The following is a 14,408-nucleotide window of genomic DNA, read 5'->3' as shown; positions in this document are numbered from 1 at the left end:
CTTTGGGACGTAGCCGTGTCGGCAATCCGCACCCATTAAGGAAGAGAGCCATCAATCGCTACCAGAACAAATCGCTCTCTTGCATTCCCTTAACTTGAGAAGATTTAAGTCAACGTAGCGCGCTGCACTCAACGGTGGGGACTTCCATTTTTCCCTTGATTCTGTGGTCCGAAAGGTCTTCGGGGACGCTCCCTGGCAGCAGGTTCGTCTTTGTCGCCGGCGAAAAAAATTTGTGATTGAAAGTTAGAAGTACCCCGCCTATCATAGAACAGAAGTACACGATACACCCGTATTGTCTGCGGCAAACTTTCGTGTACATGACTTTGTGAACACAGAGCAGCTTCCATGTTAGCTCGATTCTGGCTACCCGGCTCGATGACCCAAATCCTCTTCACCAGCAGAACCGGGTGTCACAATTTGTCACATTGGTTTCTGCCACACATATTCTGGCATTTTCCGGGGCAGGCTCAGCATTCGGAAAGCGTTCGATCTTTCTCCCGTCCCCTAGGCGGACCTGGGCGTCAATGACCCCAGCATTGGGACCAATAAAGATAGCCCAGCAACGCTCAGCCTGGCTGCTTTACCGCAGTACACACACGCACAGATTACGTCCGTACCGGCAGCGGCTTTCTACAGGAGGCATGCCCCATGCTTCACACATTTGACGACTATGACATTACGCAGTTTCTGGACGTTGTTGCCTCTTTCGGCGATAGCCGGTACGGGTTCGTCGTAACCCCCAATACGGATCATCTGATCCGCCTGAATGACGACGAAGCGTTTCTCACGCTTTGCCAGAACGCGACGTACCTGCTGCTTGACAGCCGCTTTCTGTCACTCGCATTCTTCCTGACGAAGGGAATGCACATCCCCGTTTGCCCGGGAAGCGACCTGACCGAATCGCTGTTCGAAAAGGTGATCAAGCCCGACGATCCCGTCCTGATCGTTGGCGCGACCCCTGAACAGGCCCGCTTTCTGGAAAACAAATACAGTCTCACGAATCTGTCACAGTACACCCCCCCAATGGGGTTTATTAAGTCGGAAGAAGAAGTTCTGAAGTGCCTCGAATTCGTCGAAGCACACAGCCCCTTCCGCTACTGCCTTATCGCTCTGGGATCACCCCAGCAGGAAATCCTCGCGAGTCGATTAGCAGAACGGGGGGTTGCCCGAGGACTGGCCCTGTGTATCGGTGCTTCGGTCAACTTCCTCACCGGGACCGAACAACGCGCACCGGTGTGGATGCGGGCCATGTGTTCGGAGTGGATGTACCGCCTGCTTCAGAACCCCCGCCGCATGTGGTGGCGTTATCTTGTCCGCGGCCCCCGAATCTTCTGGCTGATGACAAATCTGCAGATCAAACTTCGGACATCAAGTCCACCGACACCGAAAGTCGCGCGCAGACCTGACTCGGGCAGTATTGCCGTCTACGACCACGTTTGATCGACACACCCGTCTCGACCCCAAGCAGGCTCGGACACCCATCCGCCCGCTCGGCGAGCGAGAACTCGGATGGCGGCGAGAGCTTGAGCAGTTACGTTCAGACACCTGCCAATGCAGGTACCCTCGAGGCCGGATGGGGGTCGCAACGAATCGACAGCCAAAACACCGACTCTTAAGAGAGGGGCCCGCAGGGCTGCCAAGCTGTGATTGCACGGAGATTTGCGGAGGCGAACGCGAGCTTCAGCGTTCAGCCCCGCAGGGGCCGCTGCCTGAGCCGGACCTTCACCCTGTCCTGATTCGCACCGCGTTCATTTTCGGAGTTCCGGCGCGTCCGCAGATTCTTCAAGCCCTTCTCACACCCACACCTCGCCCACATCCCTCTCAGCGCCAACACCTTTCCCGCCGACGCGCCTCGATGAAGGCTCCGGACGGAGCTCACTCACACACGACGGCATGCGGTCACGAGCGATTGTTCGCGTGAAAGCCCCACCACCATTTTCCCGGCATAAAGACGACCGGCGCATAGGCCTCCACGAGATTTCTCGGCCACTTTTTTCCCGTAAAGGGAAAGGCCGCGACCCCAATCGCGACTCGAATCAGTCCATGCAGCCAGGTGAGAAACCCGGCCAGCCAGACTTTGGGAAGCGCCCAATACTTGCGGATGAAATGCATTCGAGAAGTCGTCAGTAACCGGACTCGCCGCGGTGTATTCCCCTGCCCTCCGGCGTCCAGGTGAATCACCTGGGCTTGAGGGGTCATGATAATGGACCAGCCGAGTCCCCGTAGACGATAGCAAAGATCCATTTCCTCGGAATACATAAAGAAGCTGGGATCAAAGCCACCAATCTCTTTCCAGACATCGACCCGGACGAGCATGAATGCGCCGGACAAAGTTTCCACTTCCCGGGCTTTCACTTCCCCCTCTTTCAAAGCACCATTGAGGAACCTCGCCCCTCCCAGAGCGGTCACCAGAATCCGAGAAATTGTCGGTAAAAACTGGCGGCAGCCGGGATCTCGTTGCCCGTTCGGTAACTGATTCCAGCCCCCGACGGCCCCGGCACGGGGCATCGCGATGGCAGTTCGATAAAGCTCACCGACTGCGTCGTCAGAAATGATCACGTCGGGATTCAACAGAAGGATGTACTTGCCGCTCGCATGCGCTGCGAGAACATTGTTCCCCAGTCCATAACCAAGGTTCTGATCATTATCAATAATAATCGCCTTGGGATACTCCTGCCGCACGAGATCCATCGTGCCGTCGTTCGAGCAATCGAGCAGCAGGACCTCGTAGTCGACTCCTGTCGTGTGGTTGTAGACCCCATCCAGACACTGGCGAATGAGGTCCTTCGATTTATAGCACACGATCAGAATGCTCACTTCGGCCATGCAAAATTTCTCCGCAGTTTCAATCGGCTTTGCGCATGCGACCACTGCCGCAGCGATCCACTCCCGGACCTGATGAGAGATGCGTGGCCGGAGCTGGTTGAGAAAACCATGGTCGTATCGTACCCGCCCCTTGAGAGAGGGGTCAACACACTTGTACAGGTCGCCCACGACTGTGAAATCGCAGCCAAAATCATCCCGGAACCGAGCTTCGATTGGGCCTTCATCCCCCTGCCGTTCGGCACCCTGAAGAGCGTGGAGCGGGCCACCCATCGTCGCGGTGTGAAATCGGATTGCTCGCCACTCCGGACAAACTCTCTCATTGCCACCTCCGTCGTAACCGGCAGTTCAGCTCACAGAAACTCTGCGCATCACTGGGGCGTTGACTTTAATTTCTAAACTTTCTTAAATATATCCCTCTTGAGTTTCCCGCACGCTTGATGAGGCTCCCATCATGTCGCCGCTCTCTGATTTTCGTGGGCTTTCGGGCCGTTTCAGGTGGCTCTTCCTGTCTGCCCTCCTGTTCGTGCTGACGGGCTTGAGCGGTCAGGGCGAATTGAAGGGGGCGTCCGAATCGTTTGAGAAAGTCGCGGATGTCCTCGTCCGACGATGTCTCGAATGTCATTCTGATCACGATAGTTCAGGATCGCTCTCGCTGACGAAACTGGGAAACATCGTGAAAGGGGGCGATAGCGGTCCCGCATTCGAACCGGGACTTCCGATTGAAGAGAATCTCATTCTGAGTCGTGTCCGCAGCGGCGAAATGCCTCCTCCCTTAAAAGGTCAGCCCCGCCCGCTGCCGCCGGAGGAAATCGAGATTCTGACCGCCTGGATTTCGTCGGGCGCCGCGTGGCCCGAAGGACGTGTCCTCGACCCGTACGAACGGACGACGGACGTGCGAGGGGGGCGTGACTTCTGGTCACTCCAACCCGTCCGTCGACCGTCAATTCCCGGCGTCAAAGCCCCGCACTGGGTTGCGAATCCCGTCGATGCATTCATCCTGGCCCGCCTGGAGGCAGCCTCCTTCTCTCCCGCTCCCCCTGCGCCGCGTGCCGTTCTGATTCGCCGACTCTACTTCGACCTCATCGGTCTTCCCCCCACGGCGGAAGAAATTACGGACTATGTCGAAGACCCTCGTTCAGACGGGGTCGTTAAAGCCGAGCTTGTCGAACGACTGCTCAACTCGCCCCATTTCGGTGAGCGGTGGGCCCGTCAATGGCTGGATCTGGCCCGCTACGCAGAAACGTCGGGCTACGAACGGGACCAGGAGAAGCCGGGTGCGTGGAAGTACCGGGACTGGGTCGTCAACGCAGCGAACGCAGACATGCCCTACGATCGCTTCATCCTCGAACAGATCGCCGGGGATGAGATTCCCGACCGAACCGAGTCATCGGTTATCGCCACCGGTTTCCTGCGCCTAGGGACCTGGAACGACGAGCCGAATGATCCTGAAGAGTACAAATATGATCGGCTCGAAGACCTGGTCAATGTGACCTGTACCTCGTTCATCGGACTGACGGTCAAGTGTGCCCGCTGCCACGACCACAAGTTTGATCCCATCCTGCAGTCAGACTACTACAAGGTCGCTGCCGCATTCTGGGCAGGGCCAATCGAAGCCCGGCAGCGGGAACTTCTGGGAGGCCCCTCGAAGGAGGAACTGGGGTTTGATGTACTCGGGTGGACCGACGTGACGGCAACGCCGTCTGACTTGTGGATGCTGAAGAAGGGGGACCCCAAGCGGCCCATGGCGGTCGTCAGCCCTGGAACACCCGCTATCGTTGCCTCACTCACTTCAGCAGTTCCGACGCCCCGCCCGACAGAAAACTCATCGCAGCGCCGACGGCAACTGGCCCAGTGGATCACGGATCCAGCGCACCCCTTAACGGCGCGTGTGTTCGTAAATCGCCTCTGGCAGTCTCATTTTGGAAAAGGGCTGGTCCGAACGTCGGACAACTTCGGATTCACCGGCGATCTTCCCAGCCACCCCGAACTGCTGGACTGGTTAGCCAGTGAATTCCAGCAGGAAGGCTGGAGGCCGAAGCACATTCATCGACTGCTGGTCCTGTCGAACACCTATGGACAATCGTCCCTTCATCCAGCAGCCCAACAGATCGAATCAGCTGACGCCGGTAACCGACTCTGGTGGCGGTTCGATCGTCACCGGTTAGACGCGGAACAGATTCGCGACCGAATGCTCGCGGTGAGTGGTGCGATCGACTTGCGAATGGGGGGCCCCAGCTTCAAGCCGACCGTAAGTGCCGAAGCGTTGGAAGGACTTTCGATGAAGTCGAATGCCTGGAACGCGTCCCCCCCGGACGAGCAGCGTCGGCGAAGTCTGTACATGTATTCCAAGCGGGGCCTGCTACCCCCGCTGATGACAACATTCGATTTTGTCGAAACGACGCTTCCCTGTGGCCAGCGAGACGTCAGCACCGTCGCACCACAGGCCCTTGCGCTCATGAACAACGAATTCGTGCACGAGCAAAGTCGCCTGCTGTCCAAACGGATCGAAGGCCTGGCGGGACCGGACGATCAGGCGAGAATCCAAGCCGCCTGGCAGACAACCCTCGGACGGCTCCCCTCCCCCACGGAAATCGCGGCCGCTCAAGCGCATCTGACGAAGCAGCTCGAGCGATTTTCCCATCTGCCGAAACCGAAGAAGACAGAACCGGTCGACATCCAGCAGCGGGGTGTCACCCTGCATTTGCAAGCCAGTGCAGGAATCGAGCGAGATGCAAGTGGACGAGTCATTCGCTGGAAGGACGACTCGGAAGGAAACCACAATGCCACTCAACCAGACCCGGATCGCCGTCCCCAGTGGGTGGCCGATGGGATCAACGGAAAACCCGTAATCCGATTCGATGGACGACGGCAGTTCCTGCATCTCGAGGGACAAGTAGTGACGTCACAGCAGTTCACCCTCGTGGCGGTTGCCCGTGACCAGGGGACTGAGGGTCACCGCACGTTATTCTCGAACTGGAACGGGGGTGCCGGCAACTCTGGGACGTCGCTGTTTTTCGGTACCACCTCAAAGTCAGCCGTTCGACTCAGCGATGATTTTTCGGGAGTCGGTCAACTCCGTTCGGGCAAAGAACCCTTCCTGCTGATCGGCCAGTCGAATGCAAACGATGCCCGCATCTTCGAGAATCTGACGGAACTGGCCAGCCGGTCGACTCCCCTCGCCCCGCGCAACCTCGGCACGAACTACGTGCTGGGTCAGCAGGGTAACATCGATGGGGAATACTGGCAGGGGGATCTGGCAGAGATCATCGTCTTCGATCGATCGTTGTCGGATGAAGAACGGATCGCCCTGACACGCGAACTGTCCAAACGGCACGAGATTCCCCTCTCTGCAGCACCGGCAGAGCCTTCGCCCCACGAGCTGGCCCTGGCCTCGCTCTGTCACGTCCTGCTGAACAGTAATGAGTTTATCTATGTGGACTAAAGCAGCTGCACGATGGGCGGCATCTTATCCCGTTGGAGCCCCTCACCCATTCGTGGTTAATCGCAGCGAAATTAAATGAGTGGCACCTGCCTCGTTGCGATCGTCGCTCCCGCAGACAAGTTCGCTCAAACCTTACATTCGATGACAGGTCAATTCGCCCTTCCCGATGTCAGATCCGGAGACACACCGATGACACACCCGCAGAACCCCTTTCCATGCCAACTGACGCGACGCGAGTTTGTCTGGGAGATGGGAGGCGGTTTCGCGGGCCTGGCTCTGGCGGGTCTCATGCACGAGAACCGTGTGTTCGGCAACGGCGCGGTTTTTCCCGCACCGTCGGCCAACCCTCTCTCCCCGCGACCGCAGCAGCTTCCGGCGAAAGCTAAGAGCGTCATTTTTCTGATGATGAACGGGGGGCCCAGTCAGGTCGATACGTTCGACTACAAGCCTGTACTTCAGAAGTACGCGGGCCAGCCACTGCCTGAAGGAAAAACCTTTATTAACTCCGGCGGCCGAAAAGTGGGCTTTCTGACGCCCTCCTTCCGCCCCTTCCGACCAGGTGGCGAAAGCGGGCTTTTGATCTCGGACTTTTTTCCGAAAGTGCGTGAGCACGCAGACAAGCTGGCCGTGATCCGTTCGTGCCATACCGACAGCCATGCGCACGGTTCGGCGCTGGTCGCCATGAACACCGGCAAGACCTTCATCGGACGCCCCTCGCTGGGAAGCTGGGCCGTTTATGGTCTGGGGTCGGAAAACCAGAACATGCCCGGCTATGTCGTGATTCTCGACAAACGGGGCGGTCCGATCGGGGGCCAGCCGAACTGGTCCAGCGGCTTCATCCCCAGTTCTTACGCCGGGACCTTGTTCCGGTCTGTCGGTGACCCCATGTTTGACCTCCGTGGCCCGGGGTACATGGACCTGGCGGCACAGCGTGAGCAACTCGATCTGCTCGCAAAGATCAATCAGGAACACATGGATGCCAGACCGGGTGGACAAGATCTGGCAGCGCGGATCAACTCGTTTGAGCTGGCCTATCGCATGCAGGCAGAAGCACCTGCAGCTGTCGATCTTTCAGAAGAGACGCCCCAGACACTGGCGATGTACGGTGTGGGACAGCATCCGACCGACGAGTACGGCCGCAACTGTCTGGTCGCTCGCCGACTTGTCGAAAGAGGTGTTCGGTTCGTTCAACTTTACTCAGGCGGCGGTCATCTCGAAGAGACCTGGGACGCTCACAAGAGTATCGAGACCAATCATGGGCAGCATGCTGCCGAAGTCGACCAGCCCATCGCCGCCCTGCTGACAGACCTTGAGCAACGCGGTTTGCTCGAATCAACGCTCGTCGTGTGGGGGGGAGAATTTGGGCGAATGCCATTCAGTGAAGGTCCCGGCGAACCGGGACGAAACCATAACCCGTACGGGTTTTCGATGTGGATGGCGGGCGGGGGTGTGAAAGGGGGAACGGCCTATGGCGAGACGGACGACTTCGGGTTTGAGGCGGTCGTTAATAAGGCCCATCTCCACGACATCCACGCGACGATTCTGCACCTGATCGGTCTGGATCACGAGCTGCTGACCTACTTCCACCAGGGCCGCGACGAGAGCCTGACCGACGTCGACGGACATGTCATTCGCGCTATTCTCGCTTAAGCAGGAAACCGACCGAACCGATGTCTCCGCTGATTCAGCCTCAATTATTGCGCCGAATGAATGTCCGTCGGCTGTTGGAACACCTGCAGAAGAGTGGCCCGTCGACACGCGCCGACCTGACGCGACGAACAGGCAGCAGTGGCCCGACCGTTTCCAAAGCGATCGCCGCCCTGCTTGAGTCGGGCCTGGTCGAAGAAGGGGAATCGCACGCCGTGGCCCTCGGCCGCCCCGGAACGGTTCTGAGGCTCGCACGAAATGCCGCGCAAGTCATCGGCGTGGTGATCGACGCCCGGCAATGTCAGGTCGTGGCTGCGGGACTGGATGGCGTTAATCACGATGAGGCGATGGAGACATTCGCGACACCACGCACCTACTCGTTACTCATCGACCAGCTTGCTCACGCCGTCAATCGCCTGATGCGACGGTCCGCCCGGACATTGTCGATCGGCATCAGTGCACCGGGTCTGATCAACCGGCGTGAGCAGAAGTGTACGTTTTCCCCCAACTTTCATGTCACGGATGGCCATTCCCCCACGCGAGATCTTTTCGAACGAGTCGGTGTGGAATGTGTTCTTTATCAGGAAACGCAGGCGCTCTGCCTCAGCGAACGAATGTTTGGCGGGCCGGAATCGCTGGATGACTTCGTCGTGCTGGAGACAAGCACTGGGCTCGGTTTGGGGGTCTACAGTTCCGGCCGTCTGGTGGAAGGGCATAGCGGCCTGGCAGGAGAACTGGGCCACGTGACCGTCGTTCCCGATGGTCGAATCTGTGGTTGCGGCAATCGCGGCTGCCTGGAAACCGTGGCAACCGATTCGTCCTTTGCGCAGTTGATTTCCGAACAGACAGGCCGCGCCGTCGATATCAAAGAGGCGGTCCAGCTGATCCGTAGCGGCCAACTGGAAAGCGAACGGCAGCTTCGCACGACCATCGAGTCGCTGGCGATCGCCATGGCGGCCGCGATCAATATCTTCAACCCCGCCCACCTGTTCGTTCATGGTCGGCTGTTCGATGCTCAGGATGGCCTGTTTGAGCTGACGTGTGAATTAACGCGACGTCGTGCACTGGCCCCCTCACTGGCAGACTGCCACATCCGCCGTTCACGCTTCAGCAAAGCACAAGGAGCGACGGCCGCGGCCATTCATGCTCTTTTTACTTCATTCGGCCCCACTTTCGGGGACTAGCCAACGAAGGGTCATCACTTGCAAGCACCGGGAGGGTGACTCACGGCGCTTCGCCCCGGCACATCTCGAGTGAATCCAGAAAAGCGATTCTCTGATGCCGGCAGAGAACGCCGCGATAGCATTCGACTCTTCTCTCAAACAACGTGCACACACCAACCACGACAAACAGCCCAAAGCATTCCTATCTTCTAACATTCAAATATGCTAACAACATGCTAGCATCCAGACATCCCATCTAATACAATTAGCACTCATTATGACATCGGCAATCTCCGCCGATGGAGTTCCGACTTGTATATAAACAAGTCCAAGGAACGAGGCCAGTCATAGGACGTTCCGCGCCAACAGCTCGCGACAGTGTCACCTGGAGTTGACACCTACATTCCGTCCCGCAGAGCAACGGTTTTTGGTGGGATCGGCAATAGCTGCCGTCAATTCCCGTTGACAGTGTGCAAAAGCGGCACACCGGCAGAGACGACAATTCTGTAGCGCTGCAACTCTTTTTCTGCCAGCAGCTTGGGAGTCGGGCGCGGCTTCCGTTCTCCACTTCCGTGGGTGTGGCACGGTACCTGCGAAACTAGTTCCTCGCATCCGAGTCAGACTTGTGTCGTATCGCGGTCACAAGGAGAAGATCCCCACTATAGCCAGACGGAAGGTATTACTACAATGAGAGCAATCAAATTTAGCAGAACGATCCGTATTGCCGCCGCTGTGGCTCTGGCAACCTCTCTCTTCCCATTAGTTTCTGTTCGAGCGGGCGATTACCGCCGTGTCTATCGAGGACCGGTTCGGACCGTGCAGCAGACTCAACATATTCACTCCGTTCCCGTACAGGCTCAGACTCATATCCAGTCTGTCGTGCCATCAGCGATTCCCGCAGGAACTCCAGTAACCTCACAGGCCCCGCAACCTGTGACAACGCCGGTGGCGCCGTCGAATGTTGTTCCCGGCCCCATTGTGTCCCCGGTGCAGACTGTTCCAAACTCAACGGTGATCGGTACTCCTGTTTCGCCGTCGGGGTCGCACTACCGGGGAACGCTGCGTCACGAGGCCAATCACCCCGTCCCCAACCTGTTCCGTGCGGACAGTAAGATTCGCGGACTTCGACGCAACTAGTTCAGCGAGCCGTGGGCGCGCATTCCATTGCACCCTGCGGTTCTGAATGCCGATAATGCACGAGCCCCCTGCGATCTCGATCGCGGGGGGTTATTTTTTGTTCCCTGCAAGCCCGCCCGCTTCCAGCCCCTGGAACAGTCCACGTGCGGACGAGTTGGCTTCGTCACTCGCGCGGGGAATTTCGCGGGCAGAACGGAACCCAGCAATTCCGATCGTTTATCAACGGCCAGTGAGGCGCTCACGCGCCGGGAACCGGGATCCCCACCCCAACCCCCAACCTGCGCAAGTCCAAGGCCAGTTGCACGACAGCCGGTTCCTTCGCCTTGGCTTCCACTTCCACCGTGATTCGCTGATCTCTCCAGCAGTCGGGGAAATCTTTCACGTCGATGAAGTCGTGGTGACGCTCGGGCTTGGGACCCTCCCAGCCTTCCAGGGGGCTTGAGAGGTGAAACATGGGTTCGCGGTCCCACGTCGCGAGCGCCTGACGGGTCGCTTCTTCCACCGTCAGACCGTCCGGATTGCAACGGTGATGATGCACGTCATAGACCAGTGGGATGCCGGTCGCCCTGCAAACGGGAAGCAGGTCCTGCGGCGTATAGGTGCGATCGTCATTCTCCAGTGTGAGTCGTTTTCTGGCCCTTAATGACAGACGATCGAAGTTCCGTACAAAATCGGCCATCGCTCTGGACTTATCGCCGAAAGCACCACCGCCGTGGATATTGACGACATCCGCAGCAACCCACTCCGCGACCATCGCCTGGTACTCAAGCTCCTGGAGAGAGGCCTCAACCACGTCGGGCCGTTGTGAATTGAGCACCACGAACTGGTCCGGATGGAAACAGGTCCTCAGCCCATGCTGCCGGACAAATTCTCCGCACGCCTGAAACCCGCGAACGATTTCTTCCGCACGGGGAAGTTCCTCAATCTGGTAGCCATAAGTCGGATGCGTTTTCAGAGGGAGGATCTGGCTGTTGACGCGAAAGCACCCGATGCCGGTCTCTGCGCAAAACTGCAGGGCGCGCAATAACGATTCCGCGTTAGAGAGGCAGAGCCCGGCCAACTTCGCCAGAGCCCCGGGCCTGTCCATTTTACCAATCGAAGCGGCGGTCGTCGTCGAGAACTTGATGGGTTGGTCCCGAAAGATACAGCAGAGGCCGAGTCGAATCACGAAGTCGCCTTCATTGAAGTCGTATCGCGATCCCTGTCCCACCGAGGCCACGAAAGCGAACGAAACATTATCCTGCTACAGCATAGGCAGCCATTTCTGATGTGCCAACCACCCCTCCGCAGCTCATTCGCCGAACCCACATTGAAAACACGACTTACGTCTAGACTGCACTTCTCCCTTGGGCAGTGAAGGACGAAGCCGGATGGCGATTCCGACCTCACGAATCCACTCAAGCGGGGGTGTCGAATTCCGCCAAAAATCGGTCTGTTCGCATTCGGAATCTTTCGTTAGGATCCGCCCCTCACCGGGCCGGACAGCTGTCCGATTGCGGTTTGTGCGTCGATCATGGATGACTCACGCTCCCGTTCAGGATGAACGCCCCCATCATGCGACAGATTAATCAATTCACACTCGTGCTGTTGGCTGCATGCCCACTCATGGGTCTTCCCGTGGAAGTGTCAGCTCAGCAATCGAAGCGACCTGCTGCGACGGCACAGACAACTCCACCGGCCAATAAGGCGGGCGCTCCCAGAGAAGCGGGCAAACACGCTCCCGTCGACAATCAGGTACGCCAGGCCTCGGACAAGCGGGCACGCCCCGAGCCGAAAGAGCTGCAACTTGACCCGCTCGACCCTCGACTGGTCGAGATTCTCGACGAGTGGGAAGCACACTCAGCGAAGATCAAATCCCTGCACGGCAAACATACCCGACGGGAATTCAACAAGACGTTCGAAGTCGAAAAAGTCTCTGAGGGTGAGTTCTTCCTGGAAACGCCCGACAAAGGCCGTATCGACATCATGGCCAAACAGATTAAGAAGGGTGAGGTCAGCACGCGGAAAGGCCCGACAGGAACACCGTTTCAACTGCAGCCTGGCGAGTCCGAAAGGTGGGTCTGCACTGGCGAAGAGATTCTCTCGTTCAACATGGAGCGCAAGGAATACACGCGCGACGAAATTCCCGCTTCACTACGAGGCAAGAATATCGTCCACAGTCCTTTGCCGTTTCTTTTCGGGATGAAAGCGGACGAGGCCCGACAGCGCTTTAATCTGACCCTCGAAGGAGAAGGAAAAGACGGGTCCGTCAAAATCAAGGCGATTCCCCGGATGGACACGGACCGCCAGAACTACAGAGAGGCGTGGATCATCCTCGATACCAAACGGTATATCCCCACTCACGTCCGCCTGATTGATCCCAGCGGCCTCGACACGATCTACGCGTTCGAGCAAGTCGAAATCAACGACACCGGCTTCCTGCGAAAACTGAAAGATCGGTTCCAGGACCCGTACCACCCCAGCCTGAAGGGATTCACGTTGGCCATGCCAAATGATATCCAGCAGGAGGGCGCTCGGATCGCTGGAGAAGAAAACCCCGCACGGGCGGGCAATGCAGTGAACCCCGCCAACCACCAGAAGAACACGTCTGGTCTCCGCTCGACCAAACAACCGGCACCATCGCGGACGACCAACTCCCCTTCTTCGACCCGAAAGCAGTAAACTCTCGCTACAACGGCCCCCTGACCTTGGCCATCGTCCGAAAGGCCTCCCTCAACGGTTGACGGTGCGGTCTCGATCGTTAATCTTGCACTCACCGAATCGATCCATCTATTCCCACGGGATTGATTTGAGTGAGCCAAACGCGGGAAAACGTTCACGATCGCGATCGTGTGGAGGCCATGGACATGACGTCTGTCGCACAAGCCTGGGTACGTGTGGGAAAAGTTCCGTTCGGCAAAGGCGTTTTCGCCCGTCGAGACATCCCCAAAGGGACCGTGCTGGGAGAAGTGGACGGACGGGTCATCGATGACGCCAACTACGCCACCTCGTACTGCATCGATCTGGGTGGCACCTTGTCACTCGAACCGCGGGCACCGTTCCGTTTTCTCAACCACTGCTGCACGCCGAACAGCACGCTGTGCATTGCCGACGTGACCTATGAAGATGGCTCGCCCGCACCGTCAGAAGTGACGGTGGAAGCGCTGGAGGACATTCCCAAAGGGGCAGAAGTCACCATCGACTATCGGTGGGCCGCCTATGGAGCCATCAAATGTCTGTGCGGCAGCCCCAAGTGCCGAGGCTGGGTTGTGGCTGAGGAAGAATTGCCCAAGCTGCTTCGATCGCTCAAACGCAAAGCCAAGTAACCTAACCCCCTTGGGTCACACGCGAATCGGGATCGCCTGCTGGTGCGGTTTCGCACGCCCGCAGGCCAGGCAAAAGGGGGCAAACCCACGACCTGATCTGGTCATGGAAGCCTCGTTGCTGACCTCTGCTTCACGCCGCCGTCGGACACCATCAAGCCACGCAACAATCAGACTCCTCTCCCCGCAGCATCGTGAAGCGAGAAGAGGAGTCTAAAATCACCCGACGTCTGCGGCAGATCAGTTCTTGGGATCGAACGGCAAGGCCGACTTGTGAACACACAATCGCAGCTTGCCATCTTTGCCTCGTCGGAAAACGAATGTCTTGTCGACCATGATCTCATTGCCCGTGCTGTCGGTCAGGTAGACATTCCCCATCGTGATGGCGATATCCCCGTGAATCTGCATCCCGTTCTCGGAAGCATTGTTGTCGTAACGAACCTTGGTCCAACCTTTGAGAGCGAACCCGCTGTCATCCGGAAAGTCCTTGCTTCCACCAACAAAGTACGACAACGCCCCTTCCCGGGTCGGGCGGAAGGTGTTCTTACCGAAAGCTAATGTCGGTTTGAAGAACACCTTACCTTCCTTGTAGTCATATAAGTTATCGATGACCTGAATAGCAGCGCTGCGATAATCGCCACCCTCTTTGTGGACCTTTGAGATCTTCACCAGCCCGTCACACCACGCCTGCTGTGCGGCGTCCACTTCAGCTGCGGTGATTGGTTCTGCAGCAAAAGACACGTTCAGACACGCAAGCGACCCCATCAACGCCACCAAGAATCCAGCCAGATGCCGACGCGACGCGAAAGGAAACAAGGACATGATGCAGACTCCAGACAGAGGAACGAACCCGGAACAGGAAAGTGCGATCGAAACGATAACGCGACCAAG

10 protein-coding genes are annotated in these 14,408 nt (G+C 57.9%); 7 read left to right on the top strand and 3 right to left on the bottom strand.

Going from position 1 to position 14,408, the window contains the following annotated elements; all coding sequences use genetic code 11:
• Positions 1–648: 648 nt before the first annotated feature.
• A complete protein-coding gene (locus tag ACGY09_RS14815; protein WP_373649461.1) occupies positions 649–1,440 on the top strand; it encodes a WecB/TagA/CpsF family glycosyltransferase in 792 nt (263 codons plus the stop codon).
• A 459-nt stretch (positions 1,441–1,899) separates the two neighbouring features.
• Here ACGY09_RS14815 and ACGY09_RS14810 read toward each other — a convergent pair whose 3' ends face one another.
• Entirely contained in the window at positions 1,900–2,826 is a 927-nt protein-coding gene (locus ACGY09_RS14810; protein WP_373649462.1) for a glycosyltransferase family 2 protein, read from the bottom strand.
• Between the two features lie 451 nt (positions 2,827–3,277).
• On the opposite strand from ACGY09_RS14810, the gene ACGY09_RS14805 reads away from it, so the two are divergent.
• The 4 genes from ACGY09_RS14805 (at position 3,278) to ACGY09_RS14790 (ending at position 10,215) form a co-directional block, all read left to right on the top strand.
• Positions 3,278–6,268: a DUF1553 domain-containing protein gene (locus ACGY09_RS14805; RefSeq protein WP_397568335.1), complete on the top strand. Its 2,991-nt coding sequence runs from the start codon at positions 3,278–3,280 to the stop codon at positions 6,266–6,268.
• 189 nt (positions 6,269–6,457) lie between these two features.
• Complete coding sequence (locus ACGY09_RS14800; protein ID WP_397571879.1) at positions 6,458–7,918, top strand: DUF1501 domain-containing protein; 1,461 nt, start codon at positions 6,458–6,460, stop codon at positions 7,916–7,918.
• Between the two features lie 20 nt (positions 7,919–7,938).
• A complete protein-coding gene (locus ACGY09_RS14795) occupies positions 7,939–9,099 on the top strand; it encodes an ROK family protein (protein ID WP_397568334.1) in 1,161 nt (386 codons plus the stop codon).
• A 666-nt stretch (positions 9,100–9,765) separates the two neighbouring features.
• Positions 9,766–10,215 (top strand): hypothetical protein, encoded by a 450-nt coding sequence (locus ACGY09_RS14790; RefSeq protein ID WP_397568333.1) that lies wholly within the window; start codon positions 9,766–9,768, stop codon positions 10,213–10,215.
• Between the two features lie 238 nt (positions 10,216–10,453).
• Here the strand turns inward: ACGY09_RS14790 and uvsE are convergent, their stop codons facing one another.
• Positions 10,454–11,383 carry a UV DNA damage repair endonuclease UvsE gene (gene uvsE, locus ACGY09_RS14785; RefSeq protein ID WP_397568332.1) on the bottom strand — a complete coding sequence of 310 codons (930 nt, stop codon included), beginning with the start codon at positions 11,381–11,383 and terminating at the stop codon, positions 10,454–10,456.
• Positions 11,384–11,769: 386 nt separating this feature from the next.
• On the opposite strand from uvsE, the gene ACGY09_RS14780 reads away from it, so the two are divergent.
• Both ACGY09_RS14780 and ACGY09_RS14775 read left to right on the top strand, forming a co-directional pair.
• Positions 11,770–12,876, top strand: a complete 1,107-nt coding sequence (locus tag ACGY09_RS14780; RefSeq protein ID WP_373649468.1) for a hypothetical protein — start codon at positions 11,770–11,772, stop codon at positions 12,874–12,876.
• A 185-nt stretch (positions 12,877–13,061) separates the two neighbouring features.
• Positions 13,062–13,520, top strand: coding sequence for an SET domain-containing protein (locus tag ACGY09_RS14775; protein ID WP_373649469.1), 459 nt, complete (start codon positions 13,062–13,064; stop codon positions 13,518–13,520).
• A 237-nt stretch (positions 13,521–13,757) separates the two neighbouring features.
• On the opposite strand, the gene ACGY09_RS14770 is transcribed toward ACGY09_RS14775, so the two are convergent.
• A complete protein-coding gene (locus ACGY09_RS14770) occupies positions 13,758–14,282 on the bottom strand; it encodes a hypothetical protein (protein WP_373653833.1) in 525 nt (174 codons plus the stop codon).
• Between the last annotated feature and the right edge of the window lie 126 nt (positions 14,283–14,408).

The sequence above is a fragment of the Schlesneria sphaerica genome, from assembly GCF_044336245.1.
GTDB classification, from domain to species: domain Bacteria; phylum Planctomycetota; class Planctomycetia; order Planctomycetales; family Planctomycetaceae; genus Schlesneria; species Schlesneria sphaerica.
The sequence above is the reverse complement of the archived record's forward strand: the minus strand, read 5'-3'. Positions and strand labels throughout refer to the sequence as shown.